At 44.5% G+C, this 22,648-nt stretch carries 21 protein-coding genes, 1 tRNA gene and 1 riboswitch; of the genes, 14 read left to right on the forward strand and 8 right to left on the reverse strand.

Annotation, left to right across the window (positions count from 1 at the left end; genetic code table 11):
* Positions 1-182: 182 nt before the first annotated feature.
* Positions 183-2,444, reverse strand: coding sequence for a GNAT family N-acetyltransferase (locus tag KUL49_RS16575; protein WP_131138003.1), 2,262 nt, complete (start codon positions 2,442-2,444; stop codon positions 183-185).
* A gap of 59 nt (positions 2,445-2,503) precedes the next feature.
* Between KUL49_RS16575 and KUL49_RS16580 the strand changes: the two genes are divergently transcribed.
* From KUL49_RS16580 to KUL49_RS16625, 10 genes are all read left to right on the forward strand, one after another.
* A complete protein-coding gene (locus tag KUL49_RS16580; RefSeq protein ID WP_012517742.1) occupies positions 2,504-2,929 on the forward strand; it encodes an acyl-CoA thioesterase in 426 nt (141 codons plus the stop codon).
* 130 nt (positions 2,930-3,059) lie between these two features.
* Positions 3,060-3,163: riboswitch (TPP riboswitch) on the forward strand.
* 55 nt (positions 3,164-3,218) lie between these two features.
* A complete protein-coding gene (locus tag KUL49_RS16585; protein WP_131138004.1) occupies positions 3,219-5,309 on the forward strand; it encodes a TonB-dependent receptor in 2,091 nt (696 codons plus the stop codon).
* Between the two features lie 17 nt (positions 5,310-5,326).
* Entirely contained in the window at positions 5,327-5,590 is a 264-nt protein-coding gene (locus KUL49_RS16590) for a hypothetical protein (RefSeq protein ID WP_014948708.1), read from the forward strand.
* Positions 5,590-6,234, forward strand: a complete 645-nt coding sequence (gene pnuC / locus KUL49_RS16595) for a nicotinamide riboside transporter PnuC (protein ID WP_131138005.1) — start codon at positions 5,590-5,592, stop codon at positions 6,232-6,234. The genes KUL49_RS16590 and pnuC overlap by 1 nt, the downstream gene beginning before the upstream one ends.
* Positions 6,191-7,042: a phosphotransferase gene (locus KUL49_RS16600; protein ID WP_242633869.1), complete on the forward strand. Its 852-nt coding sequence runs from the start codon at positions 6,191-6,193 to the stop codon at positions 7,040-7,042. The genes pnuC and KUL49_RS16600 overlap by 44 nt, the downstream gene beginning before the upstream one ends.
* A 211-nt stretch (positions 7,043-7,253) precedes the next feature.
* Positions 7,254-7,330: transfer RNA gene (locus tag KUL49_RS16605), tRNA-Trp, on the forward strand.
* Between the two features lie 307 nt (positions 7,331-7,637).
* Positions 7,638-8,366 carry an alanine acetyltransferase gene (locus KUL49_RS16610; protein ID WP_131138007.1) on the forward strand — a complete coding sequence of 243 codons (729 nt, stop codon included), beginning with the start codon at positions 7,638-7,640 and terminating at the stop codon, positions 8,364-8,366.
* 8 nt (positions 8,367-8,374) lie between these two features.
* Complete coding sequence (gene rimI, locus KUL49_RS16615; protein ID WP_131138008.1) at positions 8,375-8,875, forward strand: ribosomal protein S18-alanine N-acetyltransferase; 501 nt, start codon at positions 8,375-8,377, stop codon at positions 8,873-8,875.
* A gap of 128 nt (positions 8,876-9,003) precedes the next feature.
* Positions 9,004-9,300, forward strand: coding sequence for a hypothetical protein (locus tag KUL49_RS16620; RefSeq protein ID WP_014975948.1), 297 nt, complete (start codon positions 9,004-9,006; stop codon positions 9,298-9,300).
* Between the two features lie 229 nt (positions 9,301-9,529).
* Positions 9,530-10,459: a DMT family transporter gene (locus tag KUL49_RS16625; RefSeq protein WP_014948714.1), complete on the forward strand. Its 930-nt coding sequence runs from the start codon at positions 9,530-9,532 to the stop codon at positions 10,457-10,459.
* A gap of 7 nt (positions 10,460-10,466) precedes the next feature.
* Here KUL49_RS16625 and KUL49_RS16630 read toward each other — a convergent pair whose 3' ends face one another.
* Complete coding sequence (locus KUL49_RS16630) at positions 10,467-11,369, reverse strand: LysR family transcriptional regulator (protein ID WP_131138009.1); 903 nt, start codon at positions 11,367-11,369, stop codon at positions 10,467-10,469.
* Positions 11,370-11,556: 187 nt separating this feature from the next.
* Here KUL49_RS16630 and KUL49_RS16635 point away from each other — a divergent pair, with 187 nt between their 5' ends.
* Genes KUL49_RS16635 through KUL49_RS16650 form a run of 4 tightly spaced genes read left to right on the forward strand, consistent with a single transcriptional unit; the run spans position 11,557 to position 15,499 of the window.
* Positions 11,557-12,756 carry an MFS transporter gene (locus KUL49_RS16635; RefSeq protein WP_131138010.1) on the forward strand — a complete coding sequence of 400 codons (1,200 nt, stop codon included), beginning with the start codon at positions 11,557-11,559 and terminating at the stop codon, positions 12,754-12,756.
* Between the two features lie 10 nt (positions 12,757-12,766).
* Entirely contained in the window at positions 12,767-13,675 is a 909-nt protein-coding gene (locus KUL49_RS16640; protein ID WP_131138011.1) for a TIGR03571 family LLM class oxidoreductase, read from the forward strand.
* A 21-nt stretch (positions 13,676-13,696) separates the two neighbouring features.
* Positions 13,697-14,533: a 2,5-didehydrogluconate reductase DkgB gene (gene dkgB / locus KUL49_RS16645; protein WP_131138012.1), complete on the forward strand. Its 837-nt coding sequence runs from the start codon at positions 13,697-13,699 to the stop codon at positions 14,531-14,533.
* A gap of 30 nt (positions 14,534-14,563) precedes the next feature.
* Complete coding sequence (locus tag KUL49_RS16650; protein ID WP_131138013.1) at positions 14,564-15,499, forward strand: alcohol dehydrogenase catalytic domain-containing protein; 936 nt, start codon at positions 14,564-14,566, stop codon at positions 15,497-15,499.
* Here the strand turns inward: KUL49_RS16650 and KUL49_RS16655 are convergent.
* From KUL49_RS16655 to KUL49_RS16680, 6 genes are all read right to left on the reverse strand, one after another.
* Positions 15,494-17,251, reverse strand: a complete 1,758-nt coding sequence (locus KUL49_RS16655; protein WP_131138014.1) for a diguanylate cyclase — start codon at positions 17,249-17,251, stop codon at positions 15,494-15,496. The genes KUL49_RS16650 and KUL49_RS16655 overlap by 6 nt on opposite strands.
* Before the next feature lie 162 nt (positions 17,252-17,413).
* Entirely contained in the window at positions 17,414-18,445 is a 1,032-nt protein-coding gene (locus KUL49_RS16660; RefSeq protein ID WP_131138015.1) for a DUF2955 domain-containing protein, read from the reverse strand.
* Between the two features lie 30 nt (positions 18,446-18,475).
* Entirely contained in the window at positions 18,476-19,549 is a 1,074-nt protein-coding gene (locus KUL49_RS16665; RefSeq protein ID WP_131138016.1) for an HlyD family secretion protein, read from the reverse strand.
* Positions 19,546-20,001 carry a MarR family winged helix-turn-helix transcriptional regulator gene (locus KUL49_RS16670; protein ID WP_014948722.1) on the reverse strand — a complete coding sequence of 152 codons (456 nt, stop codon included), beginning with the start codon at positions 19,999-20,001 and terminating at the stop codon, positions 19,546-19,548. The genes KUL49_RS16665 and KUL49_RS16670 overlap by 4 nt, the downstream gene beginning before the upstream one ends.
* A 220-nt stretch (positions 20,002-20,221) precedes the next feature.
* On the reverse strand, positions 20,222-20,950 hold the full coding sequence (gene btsR, locus KUL49_RS16675; RefSeq protein ID WP_131138017.1) for a two-component system response regulator BtsR: 729 nt from the start codon (positions 20,948-20,950) through the stop codon (positions 20,222-20,224).
* A gap of 2 nt (positions 20,951-20,952) precedes the next feature.
* Positions 20,953-22,644 carry a sensor histidine kinase gene (locus tag KUL49_RS16680; RefSeq protein ID WP_039233207.1) on the reverse strand — a complete coding sequence of 564 codons (1,692 nt, stop codon included), beginning with the start codon at positions 22,642-22,644 and terminating at the stop codon, positions 20,953-20,955.
* Positions 22,645-22,648 lie beyond the last annotated feature (4 nt).

Genomic DNA, 22,648 nt, shown 5'->3' on the forward strand with positions numbered 1-22,648 from the left:
ACTTAATTTAGTAAGTGAGCTTTTCTCGAATAGGATTATATTTATAGGGCTTTAACACCAATCCGCATAAATCATTAGCCTTTCAGCGGTATTTAAAATGTTCGTAATCGCGGCTTGTTAACGCAGGTGTAGTGGCTCTACGCCAAGCTGTTTATTTGTACTTTCAGGCTACAGACTTTCTATTAATTGAAAGCAGGCAGAAGTGCTTCTCTTATAATAATAGTGACTTCTTTTAACCCACGTGCTTTTAGGTTTTCTTCGTTGAATGTAGAAACAAGTTGCTTCGCATTCATATCTGAATGTGTAAGTACTTTTCTGAGAAAGCGCTTCGTGGTAATGATTTCAACAAGACGCCATAGCGTATACAGTATTGTGTTATTTGGCTTGTTCAGTTGAGTATTTGCGCTTGGTGTAGGGTGAGTCTCTGCATAACGCGCAATTTTATGTAATATCGGCCAAACATCATCTAAAGTGCGTGTGCCTTGGGTAAAATGTACTAACTTTTCTACATAGATTGTCAGTATGCTAATGGGCACGTTGTCTAACTGGTTATCGAATTTAAAGCTCTCTTTTAGCGCTACCAATTCAGAAAGCAGTCTTTTTGCTCTGTTGGAATGAGGATATAACGCTAGTGCACTGGTTTCGCCACTGGCTTTATTAGGCTTTCGCCCATAGTCTACAATCTCAAATCCATTTCTTGTCCAAAAGCTGTCTAACTTTTGTGTCGTTCCATAAGAAGTACAGATAGCGTCAATACTTTGCTTTTTGGCTTCATTACTAACTCTTTGTAGCAAGTAACTGCCCATACCCTTACTCTGCGCCACCGTATCGACGGCAATACGATTAATACGCCAATATCTAAACGTTGCTGTTTTTGCATCAGCAGACAACAGAGCAAGTCGCTGTGCACCTAAATGCCCTTTAGGACGACGTTTTCCAGACGCAATGCCCAATGCGGTATCGCTCAGGTAGTCGCTACCTTCAGTGTTTATGATTGCAGCACCTATCACGTTGTCGCTGAATTTAAGTATGGCAACAAGTACATCCGGGCTATCCATCAAGCGCATAAAATCATCGGGCGTAGTTTGATAATGGGCTAATGAAAGTAGCGACATTATTTGCTGAAGCGATTCTTCGGAAATGCTTTTAAACGAACTTATGGAAAAATCGTAATCTATCTGTGGGTTAATACTGTTTTTGAAATTAATCTTGCCAATATTGCGCGCCGCATCTCTGTTCTCAAATAAACAAGTCGTATTGAAAAAGGCTTCAATGGGATCATGTTCGAACCATCGTAACGGCGTTGATAGTCTTAAATGGATAGCTGATGGCGGTAAACTAGGGATGAGCTTGTGAATAAAGCCGCTGCCTGAGCCTTCATAACCCAAAAGCGTAGTACTAAGCACCCACTGCTTGTGGTTGGCTATGATCCGGTATACATCCGGGAGGGGGATTGAAGCCGCTTCATCAACAATTACAACGTCATACTTTTCATCTTCTGTGGTATATAACAAGGCACTGTCAGGGGGCACCCATTTTACAATGCCAAACGTCGCTGTCTCATTCTTATCACCAAGGCTTAGTTGGGCTTGAATGTTAGCGGTGGATGGTTTTTGTGTTTTGACACCGGCTATTTCGTGCTGTTGAATACGTGAAAGCACGTTCTTCACATTATCGAAGCGTTCACTGGTTAATAGTACATTTTTACCCTGTCTGATTAGGCTTTCAATGAATATACCTAATAATGATGACTTGCCTCTGCCTCTTGGGGCAGTAATTAGCGCGTTTAGTTTATTAAGTGAGTGTGCTTGATATAAACGACTGTATGCCTGCTCTTGCTCTTCTGATTTAAATAGTGAGCCTCTATAGACGTTTGATGTTAAGCCTTCGCTAATACGGTACATAGCCGTATCTGGAAGCGTGGTTTTTTCTTCAGTGTGAAATGCCACGTAGTCGTTGTTGCGCAGGTGCTTTATAAAACGTTCGAGGTATCGACTCTGTGTAAGCGTAAACCCCTCCGACAGGAACGAGACCGAAATATTGTTAACCCATTCACTCAATGCAGGGCAAATAAGTATTAAACAACCACTGCGTTTAACGATACCCGCCACTGCCATCACGTCGCCAGGTTTGAATGAATCGCGACAGTCTAATGTGGCAATGTCACATTCGCTCCCCAGTACTTGTTTGCGGTTCTTTCCCTTAAGTGTATCGCCAGTAAAATTCACAACGCTTATAGATGAAACTTCATCTACAAAGGCTTGAATGTTATGTTTGGCAGCTTCACAAAAATCATCATTGCCAGATATTACAAGCATTCTCCGGTGAAGCGGGCAAGTCACGTTTGATAAGTGTGAAGCGTGAGAGCTTTTTTTGCAGCCATTTTCGCCGCTATTTTCAAAATAGGGGTCTAATAGCCATTCGCGTAATTGAGTTAGCGCCATGAATCAGTTTTTTCGGTATAATCTAACGCTATAGTAGCGATTTATAATGAGGAATTCGAATGCGCTTTCTTTCTCGGCGTCTAGTTATGCCAAACGACCTTAATTACGCCAATTCTTTGTTCGGTGGCCGCGCGTTAGAATGGATAGACGAAGAAGCTGCAATTTGGGCTATTTGTCAGTTAGAGACTAATTGCTTGGTAACTAAGCATATTGGTGAAATTAGTTTTGAATCACCGGCTATGCAGGGTGATATCGTAGAGTTTGGTCTAGAAACTAAAGCTGTGGGCCGCACATCTATTACCGTAAGCTGCTTGGTACGCAACAAAGCAACCAAGAAAACCATCTGTTTTGCAGACGATATCGTTTTTGTAAAAGTTGACCCTGATACGCGTCAACCGACGGCACACGGCAAAACGTTGGAAGGTTTAAAAGCACAAACTGACGATGAAGTACGTCGCCTAAATATGAATATTGACGCTGAATAGCCCTAAGCTTTCAACGCCTTATATCATATATAAAACCTTACGTTAGCTTAACGTCTTATCTGCTTGACGGCGTGTATCGAACTGGTAGACTCCGTCGCAGAAGTTGAGTTTGCTAGTTTTAGCAGCGCAACACTATACCAAGGGGTGTCCGTTTTCGGTCTGAGATCCACATTCGTGGGAACCCTTAAACCTGATCCGGATAATACCGGCGTAGGGATGGTTCACAATATAGCCTTATCACCTGCCGTTAGACCCGGATCTTTTTTCTTAAATAAGAATAAGAGATCCCATGTATAAAACACTTTTCACACTTTCACTGCTTGCTAGTTCCGTTGCGGCCTATGCGCAACAAACCAATGTAAGTAACACTTCAGATAGCACGCCATCAGATATTGAGCGCGTCATCGTATCTGGTGATTTTCGTCAAACTACACTCGACCAGTTAAGTGCTAGCGCGACCATTTTAGATCAAGAGCGTCTTCGCAGTAGACAGCCGAGCCATATCGACAGTGTGCTAAACAGTATTCCAAACGTAAACTTTGCAGCTGGTGCGTCTCGCGGCCGCTTCGTGCAAATTCGCGGTATTGGAGAGCGTAGTCAGTTCGCCGAGCCTATCAATCCTTCTGTAAGCTTTATCGTCGATGAATTTGAATTTTCAGGCCTTGCTGCGGCAGGTCTTATTTTTGATACTAAACAACTAGAGGTGTATCGCGGACCTCAGGCTACCTTATACGGCACAGGTGCATTGGCCGGAGCGGTTAAACTCTCCAGTAATGACGTGGGTAGCGACGCCCCTGACTACGTTGAAGCCCGCATTGGGAACAAAGAGAGTTACCGTATTGAAGGCGCCACTGGTGATGATATCAACACGGATTGGGGCTATCGTGTTGCGCTGGTTCATAATCGCAGTGATGGCTTTGTAGAGAATACGTTCTTAAATAGAAGCGATACCGCGAATATCGATGAAACCGCACTGCGCTTTGCCGTTGAAGGTAGTGTAGATGAGCGAACCACACTTGCGCTTACTTATCGCTGGTACGATATCGATAACGGTTACGATGCATTCTCGCTAGACAATGACAACAAAACGCTGTCTGATGAACCTGGATTTGACGAACACCAAACCCACGCTGTTAGCGCGCGCTCTACAACCAATACAGCAGCGGGCGACTTTATTCTAATTGCCACCCATGCTTCTCACAATATTGCTTATGGCTACGATGAAGACTGGACATTCACAGGGTTTCACCCGTGGGGTTACACGTCTTTTGACGCCTATTATCGCGATGTAGAAACACAGACCGGCGAGATGCGTTTCGTGTCGTCTGACAGTGCCGCACTTTTTGATGGTATGACTGACTGGACAATAGGCGTATTTTATAAAAGCACGGAAGAAAAGCTGCTACGTCAATACACTTATTTGGATAGTGACTTTGCCAGTGAATACACGCCTACGACGACCGCTATCTATGCTCAGACTGAAAGTCGTTTGAACGAAAATTTAGTACTGGTAGCAGGGTTAAGAGTAGAAAACTACGATTTTGATTACGCTGACAACAACCAACTTACTCGCGCGTTCGACACCACCATGGTAGGCGGGAAAGTCGCGCTTCAGTATACACAAGGCGATCACTTCTATTACGGCAGTATTTCACGCGGATATAAAGGGGCAGGCTTTAACCCCGACAGCCGCGTGAATGACAATCAGCGATTCTTCGACGAAGAATATAACTGGAACTACGAAATAGGCGTTAAGGGCCCATTACTTACGCCTGACCTAATTGCTCGCGCTGCAATTTTCTATATGGATAGAAAAGATACTCAGGTGAGCGATTTTGACGTTATCACTCGTGATGACGGTACGGCAGGGTTCGTAGATATTATTGATAATGCTGATTTAGGAACAAACAAAGGAGCCGAGCTGGAGCTTAGCTGGATTGCTAGTGATGCATGGCAGCTAGATGCAAGTGTTGGATATCTAAGCGCTACCTTTGAAGGGTATACGCTTGCAGACGGTACTGAAGTGTCTGAGCAAAGACAGGCTCAATCACCTAAGTGGACCGCAAACCTGTATAGTGAGTACACACTTACAGATAACATGCTCTGGCGTGTAGATGTAGATTACAAAAGCGAATACCGCTTTTCTGACGGCCATGATGTAACCTCGCCAAGTACTACGCTGGTTAATTCGGAGATTGTGGTGTTACACGGTGATTGGCAGACATCACTGTGGGTACAAAATGCGTTTGATCGTGAGTTTTACACCCGTGGATTCGGTGGTTTCAGCAACGACCCTCGCGATGAGTATGCCTTCGATGAGCCATATTACCAAATAGGTAACGGTCGTCAGTTTGGCGTTACTGTTAAGTACGCGTTTTAAAATAAAAGGAAACAGACATGCAAGTTATGGTTGAACTGTCGTTGTACCCATTGGTTAACGAATACATTCCACCTATTCAAGATTTCATTGATAGGTTAAATAGCTATAGTGATATTGCAGTTTCAACAAGCTCAACCAGCACGCAGGTTACAGGTGACTATGGTGTGGTTATGAAAGTACTTGGTGAAGAAATGCAAAGGACCCATGAAGAAGTGGGGCAGGCTATTTTCGTGGCCAAGTTCTTAAACTTCGATGCCATGCAATCTAGAAAGTCATCTTAATGGCTAGCTTTTTTTCTGAGTTTACCTCACAAATTGCCGCTACTTCGCTTTTAGAGTGGGTAGCGGTTGTCCTCGCTATTGCCTATGTGCTGTTAGCCGCAAAACAGAACAGCTGGTGTTGGCTGTGCGCCTTTGTGAGTACCGCAATTTACACCTGGCTATTTTGGCAGGTGACTTTGCCATTTCAGTCTGCGCTTAACTTCTTTTATATGATAATGGCGGGATACGGTTATTATCAGTGGTCGAAAGGGGCGGAAGACGGCGATGTTAAGCCAGTGCTTCATTGGCCGTTCTGGGCTCATTTGCTCATTGTGCCGAGTATGTTATTGCTCGCTTGGGTTTTGTCTGAGGTGGCAGGCTCACAGTTCAATAGTGAGTACCTACTATTAGATGCGAGCATTAATTTATTGAGTGTAGTCACAACATTTATGGTGGCGCATAAAATCCTGCAAAACTGGGTTTATTGGTTTTTCATCAATTTAGCGTCCGCCTATTTATACCTGCAAGTGGGTTATGCATTATCTGCTTGCCTGTTCTTAGGCTATGTTGGTTTTGCGGTATTTGGGTATTACCAGTGGCTAATACAATATAAAAAACAAGGTGAACAGGTTGGATATCATCGCCACGCTGCAAAAGGCGCTTAATCTTAGCGACAGTGCGAAAATTTCGTCACACCCTGCAGGAGCGGTAAATCACGTTTACCGCGTTCAAGAGCTCGCAGATAGTCAGTTACCCTTGACTGCAAATAACCTTCAAAGTAGTGGGCAACCAAAGCCGGATCATAACCCTGTCGACTTAGCGGTGAAATGGATGGGCGAAGATGACTTTAGTGGGGTTAATCGTGCGCACCAATTTGCTTTGCAGCAACAGCTTTATAGGTTGGGAGTAGCGCCGCAACCTATATGGTTAAGCGATGATGAAACCATCTGGGTTGAGCAGTGGCTAGAGCACAGTGAAAGTGCGACGCTTTCAATGCTTGAGCTGGCCAACACCCTCGCTCGTATTCATTCTTTGCCCATTACCGCTAGGCCATTAGATTTAGCATCAAGATGGCAGCATTATATTAATGTTGCACAGCTCGATATGAGCAGTGAGCTTTATCTAAAAGCCCAATCATTGCGGAAACAAGTAATAAAAAGTGAACAAGACGATGACGACTATGTGTTATGTCATAATGACTTGCTAACTAATCACTTATTACTGAGCGCAGATAACTCACTCAAAATTATTGATTGGGAATATGCCGCCATGGGAAACCGCTACTTCGATTTAGCAAGTTGCTGCCTTATCAATAAACTTGAAATCAATGAAAGTAGAGAGCTCGTTAAGCATTACGCCAAGCTAATGAATATCGATGAGCACGACGCGATAGCGAAATTTGATCTGCACACCGAGATTGTCGCCATCACTAATGACCTGTGGTTTGCTGCGCTTAACGCCAATAAGGTCTAATTGTCATAAACTGCTCCGCATTTAAAAGTGACGCTGCATAGAAGTCGGTTTAAAAGCGGGCAATAAGACAAAACACAGGTGATGGATAAAGCCTATTTGGTGTTATTCGATTGAAAAAACAGCGCATTGCGTGTTAATTAAGCATGCAGTGCATGGTAGTGATAAAAAGGCTTTACCTTTTTAATGTCATCCGTATAATGCACAGCGCGCTAGGGGTGTAGTTCGAATTGGTAGAACAGCGGTCTCCAAAACCGATGGTTGGGGGTTCGAGTCCCTCCACCCCTGCCACTTTCTCTTCTTGTGAACGTTTACGTTCAAATCCTAAATCGTTTCTTTGTTAAATTCTTCTTAAATTTTATTGGTTTCTGTTGCTAGTGCTTAATTTGCTGCAGCTGTTTTATTTCCTCTTATACCATGGACTAGGCATTATAAATTCGCGAATAACCCTTATGAATTAACGCTTATGAATTAGCGCTTGAGCATTAAAGAGCAAGTACAATCCAAGCAAAAGAACGCGATAGTTATTCAACCAAGCCTGCAACTTTAGTAAACTAAACAAATATAATGAACTATTCACGTTAGGTGTTTTTACGCAATGTCTCTTACTTCATATCAGCAGGCGGTTTTACAAGAAATGGGGATCCCTGTTTGGATCACCAAAGACGCCTACACTGAGCTAAAGCAGGAAGACCAAGCGAAACAAAACAACGCCAATGCAGCACAACGCAACGTCGGCAGTACAAATAGTTCATCGACACAGTTACCCTACAGCCAAAACGCTCAAACCAATAAGCCGCCTTCAACGCCAATATCTCAAGAAGAAAAGCAATCACGGCTTGCTCAGTTGCGGGCAAATGTTGGCAGTAGCACGAAAGATAAGGCTAAACCTAAAGACGGCGGGGCAGCAAAACTTTCCACACCTGGCGGGTCGCACAATGACGGGAAAGCAGGGCAAACCGAAACAGGTGCTTCACAGTCACACAACATTTCGCCGTCTTTCGACAATTCGGTTACCTCGCAAGAGTCTTTAACAAAGTCTATTGGCGCAAAAGGGCCGGTATCGCCAGAAGGTATCCCGTTAAGTGCCGAACAGAAAGCGAAATCACAGCAATGGCTAAAAGACTTGCAGCTAGCCTGTGTTCAGTTGGGTATACCGTCACAGTGGGCTAGCACCATAATGATTGGCCGTACGCTATCGGTAACCGAAACGGCCATTATATTGCCAGCCACACCGCTAAAACTCTCAACTGTACAAAAACGGGAACTGTGGGCGCAGCTTATCAGCGCAGCACGCGAATTAAACTACTCCGCTAACGGCCAGTAGTTTTGTCGATGAAGTTAACAATCGTACCGCCACAAGGCTTTAACGAGCACATTGAACTTGCGCATGCTATCCATCAAGAGGCACAAGTGTCGCCTTGGAAACTAAGTACCTTCGCGGATTGTTTCACCAAACCCTATTACGGGGTGTTTGCCTTTGAAAATGACAAGATTGTTGGCTATGCCATCATGCTTGAAGTCGTTGATGAAGCTACGCTGATGGATATTGCGGTAGACAGTTGCGCAAGAGGCAAGGGTGTAGGTCGCGCTTTAGTTGATTTTGTCATTGAGACATCGGTAAAAAATGCAATGCGTGAAATGTGGCTAGAAGTGCGTGAAAGTAACCATACTGCTATTGCGCTTTATGAGAGCTCGGGGTTTGAGCATATAGAAACCCGCAAAAATTATTACACCGTAAAAAATAATGATGACGGGCATGACAAGAGTAATGGAAACAGCGCACAAAAAGAAAACGCTAAAATCATGAAGTGGACAAATCCCACCTTAGCCTAGTTTTTATATTCCTAGGCATATACGTTTCGCGTATATCAAAGCATTATCTGAACTCAGCATACGCTTCCAGACCATAGCCGTGCGTGTTTAAATTAGAACACGTCCCCATCAATCAAGGTATAAATAGCATGGCTAAAGTGCTCAACAAGGCTTTAATCTCATCAAAACGATTTGCCATAAATGTGGTTACCTACAAAGAGGGTCATAGTGTGTTAGAACATAATGACCCTATGGGCAGCGGGCGTTACTTTAAATTTAATGTAGTACTAAAAAAGCCGAAGCGCGGCGGTCAATTTTGGGCAGAGAAAGTCATCTTTAATCTCTTTAACCGCATTTACTTTTTTCGGCCAGATAAGTACATGCACAGCGTTAGCAAAATAGAAAAAGGGGAGCGGAAGCTGCTGTCTGTTGCATTGTACCTGTAGGTTATAGTGTTTATCAGTGATTAACCACCCGTATAGCAAAGTTTCCACAAGGTTTTAAAAAAATTGACCATTTGGTCGATAAGTTGGCGTCTTTGCACGGTCAGGAAGGTTTTAATCCCTTGCTAATTCACTTATATTTGCGCCCTCAAAATTCTCCGCCTACATTCAGCTTACCAGGCGGTAGAAACTTCTCTTAACGCAGTTCGTGTAATTGGATTTTTTAAAACGCATGTCTTCATCATCGGTGGCGGAAAAAGAGCAATCAAAAGGCATTAAAATGCTTTTGGTTGCGGTGTTGTGTTTAGGACTTAACTGGCCAGGCATGAAATTAGGGCTTGAGATTGTAGGGCCTGTATGGATGGTGTGCTTGCGCTTCTTGTTAAGCCTTCCCGTACTCGCGCTGTTTGTACTTATCACCAAAAAACGTTTACCGGTGCTCAATCGTAAAGATCGCTCGGTGGTGTTTGTCGTTGCCTTTTTCCAGTTTATCCTATCAATGGGGCTTATTACTGTCTCACTGCAGTTTATTCCTGCCGGCACGGCCAGTATTCTTATTTACACTACACCGCTTTGGATGCTGCTTATCGACACTCTGTGGTATCGGCAACGCCCGCCTTCTAAGCGATTAATTCTAACCGGTATATCTACCATTGGCTGTGCAATGATTTTATTTGCTTCGGGACAACCGGGCGCATGGCTACCGCTCTTTGGTATGTTGCTGGCATCTGCATTGTGGGCGGTCGCTATTCGAAGAGTGTCTTTTCATAAGTGGAAGGGAAGCGTCATTGAAGCTGTCTTCTGGCAGTTTACCATCGCAGGTTTCGCCATGCTTGCTATTGCACTGATAGTTGAACCAACACCTAATTTTGGGGCTTACGATATAAGCGATTGGTTACTATTGGCGTACATTGGGCCAGTGGCAACGGGTCTCGGTTTTGGCCTCATGGTAGCGGCGGGGCCTAAATTACCCCCAGATAAAATTGTTCTTATTAGTACACTCACGCCGATAGTGGGTTATGTAAGCTCTGTGATATTGCTTAAAGAAACGCTGCTGCCTATGGTTATGGCCGGTGCAATATTGATGATAGCCGCGCTAATAGTAAATGGCCTTCCTCAAAGCACACTTAAAAAGATATTAGGTAAAGGCCACGCGAAATAAAGGTAAGTTAAAGAGTTAGTCGAGGCTGTATAAAATCTAAGAACGCAGAGATACGAGACGATACTGCACTATTTTTATAGTATACCGCTTGTACCGACTCTCTGCGGTTTGGACTGACGATATCGTCGCGAAATAGCGCTACCAGCGAGCCTGCACTGATATCTTTGTGTACCATAAAGTGAGAAAGTAACGCGATACCTTGACCTGCCAAGCACAGCTGGCGAATAGTTTCGCCGCTTGACGCACGAAGACTGTACTGCAAGTTAATATCTTGCTTGAGCGGCCATTTATTTAGACTTGGTGAGTCGCTAAAGCCAATCAGTTTGTGTTTGTTTAGCGTGCTAATTCCATCCTCACCTTCAGATATGGGATATTTTTCAAGATACTGTGGGCTTGCCACAATATGCAGCTTACTTTTTCCTAAACGTCTAGCGTGCAAGTTAGAGTCGCTTAAATCACCAATACGTATTGCGATATCGGTTTTATGTTCCAACAGGTCGATAATGCTGTCGTGACTGGTGATATCGAGTGTTATGTCAGGAAATGCTTCTCGAAATTCACCCACTAACGGCGCTAGCTGGTGGAACACAAACGGGCTCGCAGCATCAACCCGAAGTTTTCCAGAAGGAGCCCGCTTTAATAGCCGTAATGCTTCTTCACCTTTTTCTAATATATTTAGCCCGTCTCTGGCATATTGCAGGAAAAGCTCACCTTCTTCTGTTAATTCCAACCGTCTGGTAGTGCGATTCAATAAGGTTACATCTAAGCCATCTTCTAGACGGGTAACCGCTCTACTCACTTTTGCAACCTGCTGATTGAGTAGATTGGCAGCACTGGAAAAACTACCTGTATCCACAACGGTTAGGAACGCTTCTAAATCTTCAGTTTTTTGATGAGACTGGCATCGCACACCTTATATTTTCAAATATCGCAAAAGTATTTTGTCATTAGTGCTGTTTTTTGCAAATAAATTTATCGTCAAACTGTACGCACTTTATTAATGGCTTTCAAAAAACGGTGTAGTTGTTCGTTCTAGAAGCCAATGGTGGCGTTGTTAATCAAGCCATCTCGTTAATTACTTTTTGAGGATAATTGAAATGCCTATTGCATTATTTGCGTTAACGTTAAGTGCGTTTGCTATTGGCACAACAGAGTTCGTGATAGTGGGGCTTGTCCCCACCATTGCTACTGATCTTGGCGTTACGTTACCAAGCGCAGGCTTACTAGTAAGCTTGTACGCCGTTGGTGTTGCCGTTGGCGCACCGGTTCTTACCGCCCTTACGGGAAAGTGGAATAGAAAGCATGTTCTGCTTAGCTTAATGGCGCTATTTGTGGCTGGTAATATTCTTGCCTGGCAAGCGCCTAGCTACGAGAGCTTAATTTTAGCTCGCATTTTGACAGGCTTAGCGCACGGTGTGTTCTTTTCCATAGGGTCAACTATTGCTACAGGGCTAGTGGCGAAAGAAAAAGAAGCCAGTGCAATTGCCATTATGTTTACAGGCTTAACCGTAGCCTTGGTTACTGGCGTACCTTTAGGTACCTGGATTGGTCAAAACTTCGGTTGGAGAGCAACCTTCCTTGTGGTTTCCGCGCTTGGCACGCTTGCGCTAATAGGCAGTGCGTTGCTGGTACCGAACAATCTTAAACAAAGTAAACCGGCCACCTTGAGTGAACAAATGAAGGTGTTGGTTCAGCCTCGTCTGGTATTAGTGTATCTAATGACGATATTGGGCTATGGCGGCACATTTACGGCATTCACCTATCTCGCGCCTATATTACAGGAAGAGGCTGGGTTTGCGCCCTCAGCTATCAGCTTAATTATGCTGGTTTACGGTGTATCTGTCGCGGTAGGCAATATTTATGGCGGCAAGCTTGCTGACAAAAAAGGCCCAATCCGCGCGTTAACAATCATCTTTTCAGCCCTAGCAGTCATCTTGTTTGCCCTGACGTTTACCATGGGCAGTAAAGTTGCCGCAGTGATCACCGTTTTAGTCTGGGGCGCCTTTGCCTTTGGCAATGTTCCAGGACTTCAGGTGTACGTTGTTCAATTAGCAGAGAAGTTTACCCCTAATGCTGTTGATGTAGCGTCAGGTTTAAATATTGCGGCATTTAACATAGGCATAGCAGTGGGTTCAATTCTAGGCGGTGCAATTGTAGATGGTATGCAGTTATCTGATACCGCGTGGATTGGCGCAATTATTTCTGTTGCAGCGTTACTTGTTACACGTTACAGCGGCTATTTAGACAAGCGCGCACTTAGTACTGTGAATACGGCGAATAACACAACGAGCGCGTAGGGAGGTCACAATGACGACAAATACCTTTGATAAGCTTGCACAACATACGTTCTCAGTAGGTGTAGAGCTTCCGCTAGATAACGACTGGGCGCATTTCGACGCCACAAAAGGTACGCCATTCGGCGTACCTGATATGACCGAGCATCACAGCCGTATTCAATTAGCCGACAAACTAGGGTTTAAAGCAGCGTGGGTACGAGATGTACCAGTTTACGACCCTAGCTTTGGTGACGCCGCTCAGGTTTTCGAAACCTTCACTTACCTGGGCTATTTAGCGGGTATCACTGACAATATTTTATTAGGCACAGCCGCTGTTGTTTTACCTCTTAGGCAGCCATGGCTTGTTAAAAAGGCGGCAGCAACGGTGCAGCAGCTAAGTAACGACCGCCTTATACTCGGTGTAGCCAGTGGGGATAGACCGGTTGAGTATCCGTTGTTCGATGTCGATTTTGACAGTCGCGGCGAGCAATTCAGGCAGTCACTGGAAATTGTAAAGCACGGTGAGAATTCCCTTAAGCCTGGCATGTCACTGTTACCGCGCTCAACCACGCCGCCTTTGTACGTTGCAGGGCTCGCTCAGCAAAGCCCTCAGTGGGTTGGAGAAAATATGGACGGTTGGTTGGCGTATCCAGGTACACCGAACGACCATGCAAAGCGCGTAGAACTATGGCGAAGTGTCGCGGGCAACAAGCCTTACGTTAGTTTTATTCATCTTAATTTGGTTGAAGACGATGAAGCGCCCATAAAACGCCACCGATTCGGGGTTGAAACTGGTGTAAATGGGCTTATCAAAGAACTCAATGCAATGAAAGATGCGGGGGTTGATCATATTGGCCTGCACTGCAGACGTAATACGCAATCAGTAGAAGGCGCGATGCAGCGCATTGCTGACAACGTATTACCTCACTTTCATAAATAACGGAACCAACAAGGAGGCATCATGCCGAATGTAAATCAGTCACAATCTAAAATTCCTTCGCTAGGTGTAGGCACGTTTCGCTTAAAAGACGACGAAGCCTATAACAGCGTGACAATGGCACTTGAAGTGGGTTTCCGTCATATTGATACGGCGCAAATTTACGGCAATGAAGAAGCGGTAGGTCGCGCTGTTAAAGACGCTATTGCAAACAATCTTGTTGCACGCGAAGACCTTTACGTCACCACCAAGGTGTGGAATGACAAGCTGAATAAAGCAAGCTTTGTGGATAGCGTAAAAGAGAGTTTGGAAAAGCTTCAACTGTCGTACGTTGACCTACTACTTATTCATTGGCCGTCACCGGAAAACGGTGAAAGCATGGAAGAGTACCTAGGTGAATTGCTGCGCGTTAAGGAACTTGGCCTGACAAAAGAAATTGGTATTTCTAACTTTACCGTGGCACAAATAGAAGAAGCGGTGAGTATCTTGGGCGAGGGCGTTATTTCCACGAATCAAGTAGAGGTACACCCTTATCTTACTAATGAAAAAGTGCGTGCAGCCTGTGAGAAGCACGGTATCACAGTGACAGGATATATGCCGTTTGCTGTTGGTAAAGTACTAAAAGACGAGACCATCATTGCAATTGCAGATAAGCATGGCGTGAGCACTGCTGAGGTAGTGGTAGCTTGGGAGCTGGCCCATGGTTTAGTCACTATTCCATCGTCGACTAAGCGCAAGAATCTGGAAACCAATTTCAAAGCGCTTGAACTTACCTTGAGCGCTGACGATATCGCAAAGATTGACGCGCTAGATTGTGGCGACCGTCAAGCTAACCCAGATTTTTCACCTGCGTGGGACTAATCGGAAAAATCACTGTGTTAAGGAGCTTTTATGCAAGCTAACGTTTGGCAATTTGAACAAGCTGGCGCATCACTGGTAAAGCAGGTACGCGAGTTTTCTGAGCCGAAGGCAGGGCGTATTGTCGTGCGCAACTATGCTATTGGCATTAACCCAGTTGACTGGAAGTTTATCGATGATAACCCGCGCGACTGGGAAAAAGGGCATATTCCCGGTGTGGACGGTGCGGGTGTTGTTGCCGCTGTAGGTGAGGGCGTTGATAACAGTCTATTGGGTAAGCGTGTGGCTTACCATCATAGCCTAGGTGAAAACGGAAGCTTTGCCGATCATAGTGAAGTGTATGCTAGCCGTGTAATGGTCGTGCCGGAAAGCGTTGATTTTGCACTAGCTGCTGCGTTGCCATGTCCAATGCTTACTGCCTGGCAAGCGTTCAGTAAAGTGCCGGTCCGAAAGGGGGCTGACGTGTTAGTCAGCGGTATGGGCGCCGTTAACAAATTGCTGGCGCAAATGCTTTCTCAGGCCGGTTTTAATGTACATGTTATCTCAGGGAGCTTTTCGCAAGAGCAAGCTGCGGAGATGGGCGTAAAAGCCATCCATCGCGGTAAGCCTGAAGGGCAAACCTTTTACGCGCTTTTTGATGCAAATGGTCCAGACTATGCGGCGTCACTTGTACCGCTTCTTGAAGCTAATGGTCACGTAGTGAGTATTCTAGGTCGTATTGAAGTGCCTGTTGATGCGCCTTTCACGCGTACTATCTCTTATCATGAGATAGCGCTAGGTGCGCTGCATGATTATGGCGATTTGTCACAGTGGCAGCGTTTGGTGAAAGACGGTGAGGCTCTACTTGAGCAAGTTGCTGCGCAAACGTTGGTTGTCGAAATACCTAACGTGTTTGAATTCGATAATTTGAACAACGCGCTGCAATTTTCAAAAGAAGACAAGCGAAAGGCAGTGGTTGCGGTTTCATAAAGCCGGAATGATTAAGTTTCTTCCCTTATCTTTGGCTACGTAAAGGGCTTTATCAGCTCGTCTGAAGGCTTCGACAATATCGTCGGAGCCTTCACATAAAGTCCAACCTATACATGCCCCTAACTTTCTATCGTCAATCGATGCAATGGCTAACTGGTTGATGGCACTGTGGACAGTTTCCAGTTGCTTTGCAAACTCGTCGGCTTGGGTGGTCTTGCTTGTATTGAGCGCTTTTACGCGCTTTGCAATGGCAAATTCTTCTCCACCATAGCGCGCTGCAACTTGCCACTCATCATTAAGCGGCGCAAGAATCTTAGCAATGCCTTTTAGTACTTCATCACCGACATCGTGACCAAATGTATCGTTGATACTTTTGAAGTGATCTAAGTCGATTAGTGCAATGGCTAGCGCATCATGATCGTTAAAGGTTTTATCAAACGTATTGTCTACGAACATATCCAGCGTACGTCGATTGGGCAATTCGGTTAAACTATCTTTGGAAGCTAGTTCGGCCAACGTGCTATTCGTTTGTTCAAGTGCAAGGGTGCGCTCTCTTACCAGCGCTTCTAATTTTGATGCCTGCTCACTTTTTAACTTAGCAGCTTCTTTTTGGGCGTCTCTTTCCCTTTGGACAACTTTCACCATATAGCTAGCGGTAAGTGCAACCATAAATAGGAATGTCATAACTAGCCCAGTCATAAAGGTGGCAACGGGTTCGAGGTAAAGGTCTACTTCAAAAAGTGCAATAATGGTAAGGATTAGCGTGCTAAAGGTTACAGGAAGCATAGCGGCGGCAAGCCATTTGGCTCTATCAGAGCCCCGTCTATGCTCTACAAAGATAACGATACCCGCTATCAGTATATAAGGGAAAAAGAGGAGTACAGGCAGTTTTAAGGCAATATCTAACCCCACTGTTTGCCATAGTAAAATACCCATCAGCGGAAGCACTATGCAAAAAGCTTTAATTGTTTTTGCCCCGTAAACCTCGTGGTTGTTTCGCGCGAGTGTCTGAAACAATACCCAAAATGCAGTAATCAATACCGAATAAATGCTTATGGCGTAGCTAATATCGTTCAAACCCGGCGTATTTGGCCACAGTAGTTCAAATGCGTAACCGAACACGCGGAAAAACCAAAATGTTGTCGCAAAAATAAATGATGCAAAACTCAAAAAAACTAAGTTACGGCTAGCAATATAGCCTAATACACAAAGTAGGGTAAGCAGCCCCATCGCGCCGAAAAATGCCATATCCCGCTGCAAGGTTTTCATGTAAAGGTTGCTGTAATACTCAGGCGTGGCGACCGAGAAACTGTATCTTAAAATCTCACCAGACATAGTGCCGGTAAACTCAGTATAAGAAGACGGCTGCAATACAGAGGGGAAATGATAGTTGGGCGTATTCACCGCTCGAGTACTGTAAGGTGCACTGTCGCCGGTTTCCCATTGATAATTGCCATCGGTGACAACTAACGTTTTCATTGCAGGGAAACTTATTGAAAACCAGACGGGAACTTGCGTATCTAACTGATTGTAAATACGAACTTTGAAATGCAAATACTGTGACGGCGACCTATCAATAACATCAGCGCTATAAAACCATTTTTCTTCGCCGGTTATAGTTGCTGAGTTACTTACCGCAAAAACTACATCGTTATCTAAAGACAACATAGTTTGTGAGTTATTGAAATTAGCTGCGTTGGCCGTTTGGCAACAGCATGCTATTACAAGCCATGCGAGCAATATTCGCAGCATTCATCGTCCTTGTTTTATTGGTTTTTTTATCTACAACTCAATATAGCACATAGTTTCAAAAATTTAGTACGCATTAAATAAAACATAAGTATAGGTAAATCGCCTATTTCTTGTAGCGTTTTTAGCGTGGATAACTAACTAAGGTCGTGAGAGAACGCGAAGCTAATAAAATGTGTGATGTCGTGTCGCTTGATAGGCATTGAGAGCGCGATGTACAACGTAAATAACACACAGGCTAAATGCAATGGCAACCACTACCGATGAAAAGCGATACAGCGCTCTATAAATAATATCCTGCTGAGGTGAGAGTGACTGGCCGTACAAAATGCCAAAGGTCGTTAGCACACCGAAGCCAGTACCAGCACCACCTCCGCCTAAGACATGTTGGCGGCTGATGAAAAACACCAATATCCATAAGCTAAAGCTAGCAAAAAATAACGTATCACTGTAATTGAGCAAAATGAGCTGGGCGAGCAAGGCAAGATTACAACCAATGAGTGTACCCAGTGTCCGTTGCCATCCACTCATCGTTGCGCCTTTCCAACAAAGTGGAAATAGTATCAAGACGCTCGCAGCTTGTGCTGATATCGAATCTACTAAGTCAAAGGTTTGAAACACAGCAAAGGATAATGTGGCGACTGTCGTACATAAGATAACTTCGTGACGAATACTCGCTTTATCTTTTGTCGCTTTGGGCAAAGGCGTGCGCGGCGCTTCATCGGGAAAAGCAATATGTAAGGCGAATGCAATTATCAATGCCAACAGAATTGCACCTATATTTGATATGACCAATGCATAGATATCTATTCCATCATTACTGTAGCTGGCAAAATGAAGTTGCAGCGATAGTCCTACAAGGGAAAAGGCCCCGAATAAATACAGCGTACCTTTACTCATCTGCCAAAACAAAAAAGCAAAAGTGGCGGCAACTAGCGGTGTGATCAGCAATGGGTGGCTGCCGAACAAGCCGTAGATCACTAAAACAGTAGCCGCAGGAAAAATGGTTGCGGCAAGAAATTGTCGAACAATGTGACCGTTTAAAACGGCTACCAGTCCAAGCAATAGAATGGGATACAAAGTGAAAAATATCGGATTAGGCCAATCCAACGCTTTCGATATAGCAAACCCTAACGTGGCACCTGACGAAATCCGAAGCATCTGCTGAACATCATTTTTACTTAGCTGTGATTCCATATTTTATGTCTGGTAAACCATAATTTAAGTTTAATAAATAAAGTGCAGCAGGCTTATAAAGTGGATTTGAATATTCGCTGCCGCCCTTTCAATAGGATTGTCTGGCACTATTTGTACGGTAGCGCGAGCACCACTGCTGAGATGTTTTAACGATATTTTTTGTTCATCAAGCTTAATATGGACACGTTGGCGCTGCGCATCGCGTACCCATCGGTTCGACTTCTCAACGCTTGCAAGGGTGCCGTTGGCAGCGAGTTGACCGTCACTTACACCAGCTTCAAACTCAGTTACTTTCGCTTTAAACACTTTGCCAGGTAGCGCATCGAAAACCACGTTAGCTTGAATGCCTTTCTTTACATTGGTTAGCGATTTCTCTCGAAAGTCTGCAACCACATCTAACGTGTTATCGACTACCGAGGCAAGCGGCGTACTTTGTTTAGCATAAGTACCCTGAGTTACCTGCATGTTTGCCATGACGCCGTTATGCGGTGCTTTAATTTTTGTATAGGCTAAGTTTAATTCTGCCCGTTTGACCGCATTTACCGCGTCTAAATATTTCAGGTTTTTGTCACCTTGCTTACCTCTTGCAACAACTTGCTGGTTTAGATCGGCTTCAAGCGCACTAATTTCAGCTTCAGCGCTTTTAAGTTGCGCGTACGCTTTGTCCACGTTTTGTTGAGATACCGCTTTAGTTTGAACTAAGGAATTGAGTCGTTGAAATTCACTGTTGCGTTCGTCGTAAACCGCCGATGCAGCCTCTATTTTGGCTCTAATCGCTTCCGCTTTCGCATCTATCTGGGCGTTCTCTAACTCCACATTTGCCAAATCAATTTGGGCCTTTTCAAGGGCAATTAGGTAAGGTGTCTCATCAATAACAAATAAAACCTGCCCTTCCTTGACGGTTTGGTTATTTTTGACAAGCACCTCATTTATCGGCCCATTTATCTGAGGAGAGATTTGGGTGACCTGATGATAGACTCTCGCCTGTGGTGTCATTGGCATGCGTATATCTGCAATAATAAAGTAGATAAAACAAATGACAAAAGCGACCAAAGCCAGCTTTATATACCTAGCAAATTCCTGATCTGGGGTTCGTTGACTCACTTAAGTGACTCCAATAATTTTGCGGCATTAACTTCAATTTTTTGAACACATTTAGCCATAATGCGTAACTCTTCTTCCGATACTCCAGCGTACACTTCATCTCGCAGTGCCATCAATGTACTTTCGATATCATTCATTCGACCTTTGCCCATATCTGTGAAGTAAAGTAAGCGACTTCGTTTGTCGTTAGTATCTGTAACGCGTTTGATTAACCCGGTAGTTTCGAGCTGTTTAATTGTGCGAGTTAAGCTAGGCATTTCTATTTCCAAGCTTTCTGCCACCATCTGTTGCGTACAGCCCTCACCAAGTAACGACATATGAATCATTACGCGCCATCTAGACTCTGTAAGGTCGAGATGAGCGACCGATTCAGTGACAGTTCTTCTGCACTTTTGGGCAGTGCGAGCAAAAAGCGCAATAAGTTGAAGTGGCATAGGTTCTGAAAATGACATGTAAAAACCGTTGATCTACTTAGCATGCTAACTATTTTATTTGTTTAGCATGCTAAGTAAATGCCATTGAGATGAGAAAGAGATTTTGCAAGTTGAGCGTGAATTGAACGGGTGAAGGCTCTCCATCGAGCAGGAAAATGTGGCTATTTGTCTTACGGTGCCTGAAAATCAGGCATACTCTCTCAGTCCTTTTTAAGTTAATACAGCCTTTGTGGTGTGATTAAAGCGTTAATAACGACTTTAGCTTTTTGAGATATCGACGGCTCACGGGAACTGAATCTCCCGTCTTCATTAGAAGCGTAGCAAGGCCATTATCCAAGAGTTTAATTTCCGCAACGCATGATAACCTCACCAAGTATTGCCGGTGACACCGAACAAGCGCGGTTCTCTCTTCTAAGGTTTTCAATGTGAGCTGCGTGTCTGCTTGTTGTTCTAGCGATCTAACATGTACGCCCGCCATATCGCTGTAAGCAAACTGAATATCAGATTCGGGTAGAAGTAATATGCGCTGATGACCTACGCAAGGAATATGTACTAACGTGGAGGAGGCAATAGCGTCAATGTCAGTTTGGGGCTGAGTTCTCTTTTTAAGCCTGGCAAGTGTTTTATCAAGCCGCTCTGGTTCCACAGGTTTGAGCAAGTAATCAAACGCGTTATCTTCAAATGCCTGAAGGGCATACTGTTCAAATGCGGTGACCAGCACAACATAAGGCATGGTGTCTAAATCAAGCATAGCCAGCATATCGAGGCCAGAGAGCTGGGGCATTTCTATATCAAGAAATATAACATCCGGACGGTGTTGTTTAATTAATGCCAACCCCTCTATTGCGTTCGCGGCTTCCCCTAAGACATGTACTTCATTGGTTTCGTTGAGTAACTGGCAAAGCTCCTCTCTGGCGAGCGGTTCGTCGTCAATAACAAGCGCGCGAAATGCTGAGTTCTTAGTCATTGTTAGCCCTGATGAGAATGGTAATGAGTGTGTGGAATGGAAAAGGACATCCGAGTGAACTGGTTAGTTCGACATTCGATCACCAGGCCTGCTTGTTGACCAAACTGATGAATAAGTCGTTTATCTACAATATCCATTCCTAAACCTGCGTGTTGCTCTTTTTTGGGTTTGTACAAGCCAGCATTATCTTCAACGAGAATGTGAATGTGGTTATCTGTTGTACATCGTACATTCAAAGTTAAATGCCCACCCTCTATTCGTTGGGCGATACCGTGTTTAACCGCGTTCTCTACCAGTGGCTGTAACGTAAAACTTGGTAGAAGCGCTGACATGGCAGCATCGTCACATTTGATGGCAACCTGCAGGCGTTCGGCAAAACGCGCCTTCTCGATTGCCAGATAAGCATTAACGTGGTCAATCTCTTCTTTTAGTGTCACCACCGCGGTGTTTTGCTTTAGGTTTATTCTAAAAAAGCGTGACAAGCTTAGCACGAGCTCTCTGGCCCTTTTGGGATCGCGACGAATAATTGCGCTAATCGTATTGAGCGCGTTAAATAGGAAATGAGGGTTGACCTGTGCATGCAGCAGCTTGATTTCAGACTGTGAGAGCAGATCTTTTTGCTGCTGATACGCGCCGTAAACAATCTGACTAGACAGTAATTGAGCGATACCTTCTGCCATTGACAGGGTAACCGTCGACATAAACTTCCGTTTGGGTTCGTAAAGCTTAATGGTACCTACCACCTCAGAGCCTGAGTGAAGTGGAATAATCAACACTGAACCCAGCGGACAATTTTTGTTTAATGTGCACTGATAAGGGCGCTCAGCGCCATCTAAATGGACTATTTTGTTATTGTTCAGTGACTCCATCGTACTTGATGACGATATGGGGGTGTTTGGTAGGTGATGATCGGCACCCGTTCCGATAAACGCCAGAATCTTTTCTTTATCAGTAATCGCTACCGCACCCACATTCGTTTCTTCATAGATAATACGTGCTACTTTTTCTGCATTAACTGGGGTGAATCCAGATGTGAGCACGCCCACTGAGCGATCTGCTATGGATAGTGCACGTCGTGAAAAAGTGGCAGAGTACTTTTCAAAAATCGTTTTTTTGTCAGATAAGATACTGATAAAAAGTGCGGCCCCCACAGAATTTGCAATGACCATAGGTGCGGCTATAGCGCTGACCAGTGCGTAAGACTTTTCAAAAGGCTCGGCAACGGTAAGCAGTATAGCCATCTGAAACAACTCTGCTATGAAGGTAATGACACCAACTTTCCATGGGTTGAAAAGATCTAGACTTTTGTTCTGGCGAACATAGTAAACGTGCATGAGGCCGCCGATAAGACCTTCCAGCGTGGTGGAAATAGCGCAGGCAACATCAGTAAAACCACCCAATGAATAACGATGGAGGCCGCCGGTCAATCCTACGGCAAACCCAACTACTGGACCGCCTAGTAATCCTCCTATAACTGCCCCAATGGCTCTGGTATTGGCAATGGCGTCGTCTATTTGCAGACCAAAATACGTGCCCAGAATACAAAAGGAAGAAAAAACTACATACACCAAGTAGCGGTGTTTGCGATGAGAAGAAATGCTGAGAATAGGAAGAAAAAGCGGTGTTTTACTCAGCATATATGCGAGCACAAGATACACACACATTTGTTGAAGTAGCGAAAGTATGAGTTCCATGCTT

It is taken from the genome of Alteromonas sp. KUL17 (assembly GCF_006538305.1).
Taxonomy (GTDB): Bacteria; Pseudomonadota; Gammaproteobacteria; order Enterobacterales; family Alteromonadaceae; genus Alteromonas; species Alteromonas macleodii.

Excerpts from the sequence above, each read along its gene's own strand:
- KUL49_RS16625 (WP_014948714.1), top strand. The coding sequence starts at position 9,530 with ATGTCTTCATCATCGGTGGCGGAAAAAGAGCAATCAAAAGGCATTAAA.
- KUL49_RS16580 (WP_012517742.1), top strand. The coding sequence starts at position 2,504 with ATGCGCTTTCTTTCTCGGCGTCTAGTTATGCCAAACGACCTTAATTAC.
- KUL49_RS16680 (WP_039233207.1), bottom strand. The coding sequence starts at position 22,644 with ATGGAACTCATACTTTCGCTACTTCAACAAATGTGTGTGTATCTTGTG.
- rimI (WP_131138008.1), top strand. The coding sequence starts at position 8,375 with ATGAAGTTAACAATCGTACCGCCACAAGGCTTTAACGAGCACATTGAA.
- KUL49_RS16585 (WP_131138004.1), top strand. The coding sequence starts at position 3,219 with ATGTATAAAACACTTTTCACACTTTCACTGCTTGCTAGTTCCGTTGCG.
- KUL49_RS16590 (WP_014948708.1), top strand. The coding sequence starts at position 5,327 with ATGCAAGTTATGGTTGAACTGTCGTTGTACCCATTGGTTAACGAATAC.
- KUL49_RS16635 (WP_131138010.1), top strand. The coding sequence starts at position 11,557 with ATGCCTATTGCATTATTTGCGTTAACGTTAAGTGCGTTTGCTATTGGC.
- KUL49_RS16655 (WP_131138014.1), bottom strand. The coding sequence starts at position 17,251 with ATGCTGCGAATATTGCTCGCATGGCTTGTAATAGCATGCTGTTGCCAA.
- dkgB (WP_131138012.1), top strand. The coding sequence starts at position 13,697 with ATGCCGAATGTAAATCAGTCACAATCTAAAATTCCTTCGCTAGGTGTA.
- KUL49_RS16660 (WP_131138015.1), bottom strand. The coding sequence starts at position 18,445 with ATGGAATCACAGCTAAGTAAAAATGATGTTCAGCAGATGCTTCGGATT.
- KUL49_RS16620 (WP_014975948.1), top strand. The coding sequence starts at position 9,004 with ATGGCTAAAGTGCTCAACAAGGCTTTAATCTCATCAAAACGATTTGCC.
- KUL49_RS16575 (WP_131138003.1), bottom strand. The coding sequence starts at position 2,444 with ATGGCGCTAACTCAATTACGCGAATGGCTATTAGACCCCTATTTTGAA.
- KUL49_RS16670 (WP_014948722.1), bottom strand. The coding sequence starts at position 20,001 with ATGTCATTTTCAGAACCTATGCCACTTCAACTTATTGCGCTTTTTGCT.
- btsR (WP_131138017.1), bottom strand. The coding sequence starts at position 20,950 with ATGACTAAGAACTCAGCATTTCGCGCGCTTGTTATTGACGACGAACCG.
- KUL49_RS16640 (WP_131138011.1), top strand. The coding sequence starts at position 12,767 with ATGACGACAAATACCTTTGATAAGCTTGCACAACATACGTTCTCAGTA.
- KUL49_RS16650 (WP_131138013.1), top strand. The coding sequence starts at position 14,564 with ATGCAAGCTAACGTTTGGCAATTTGAACAAGCTGGCGCATCACTGGTA.
- pnuC (WP_131138005.1), top strand. The coding sequence starts at position 5,590 with ATGGCTAGCTTTTTTTCTGAGTTTACCTCACAAATTGCCGCTACTTCG.
- KUL49_RS16610 (WP_131138007.1), top strand. The coding sequence starts at position 7,638 with ATGTCTCTTACTTCATATCAGCAGGCGGTTTTACAAGAAATGGGGATC.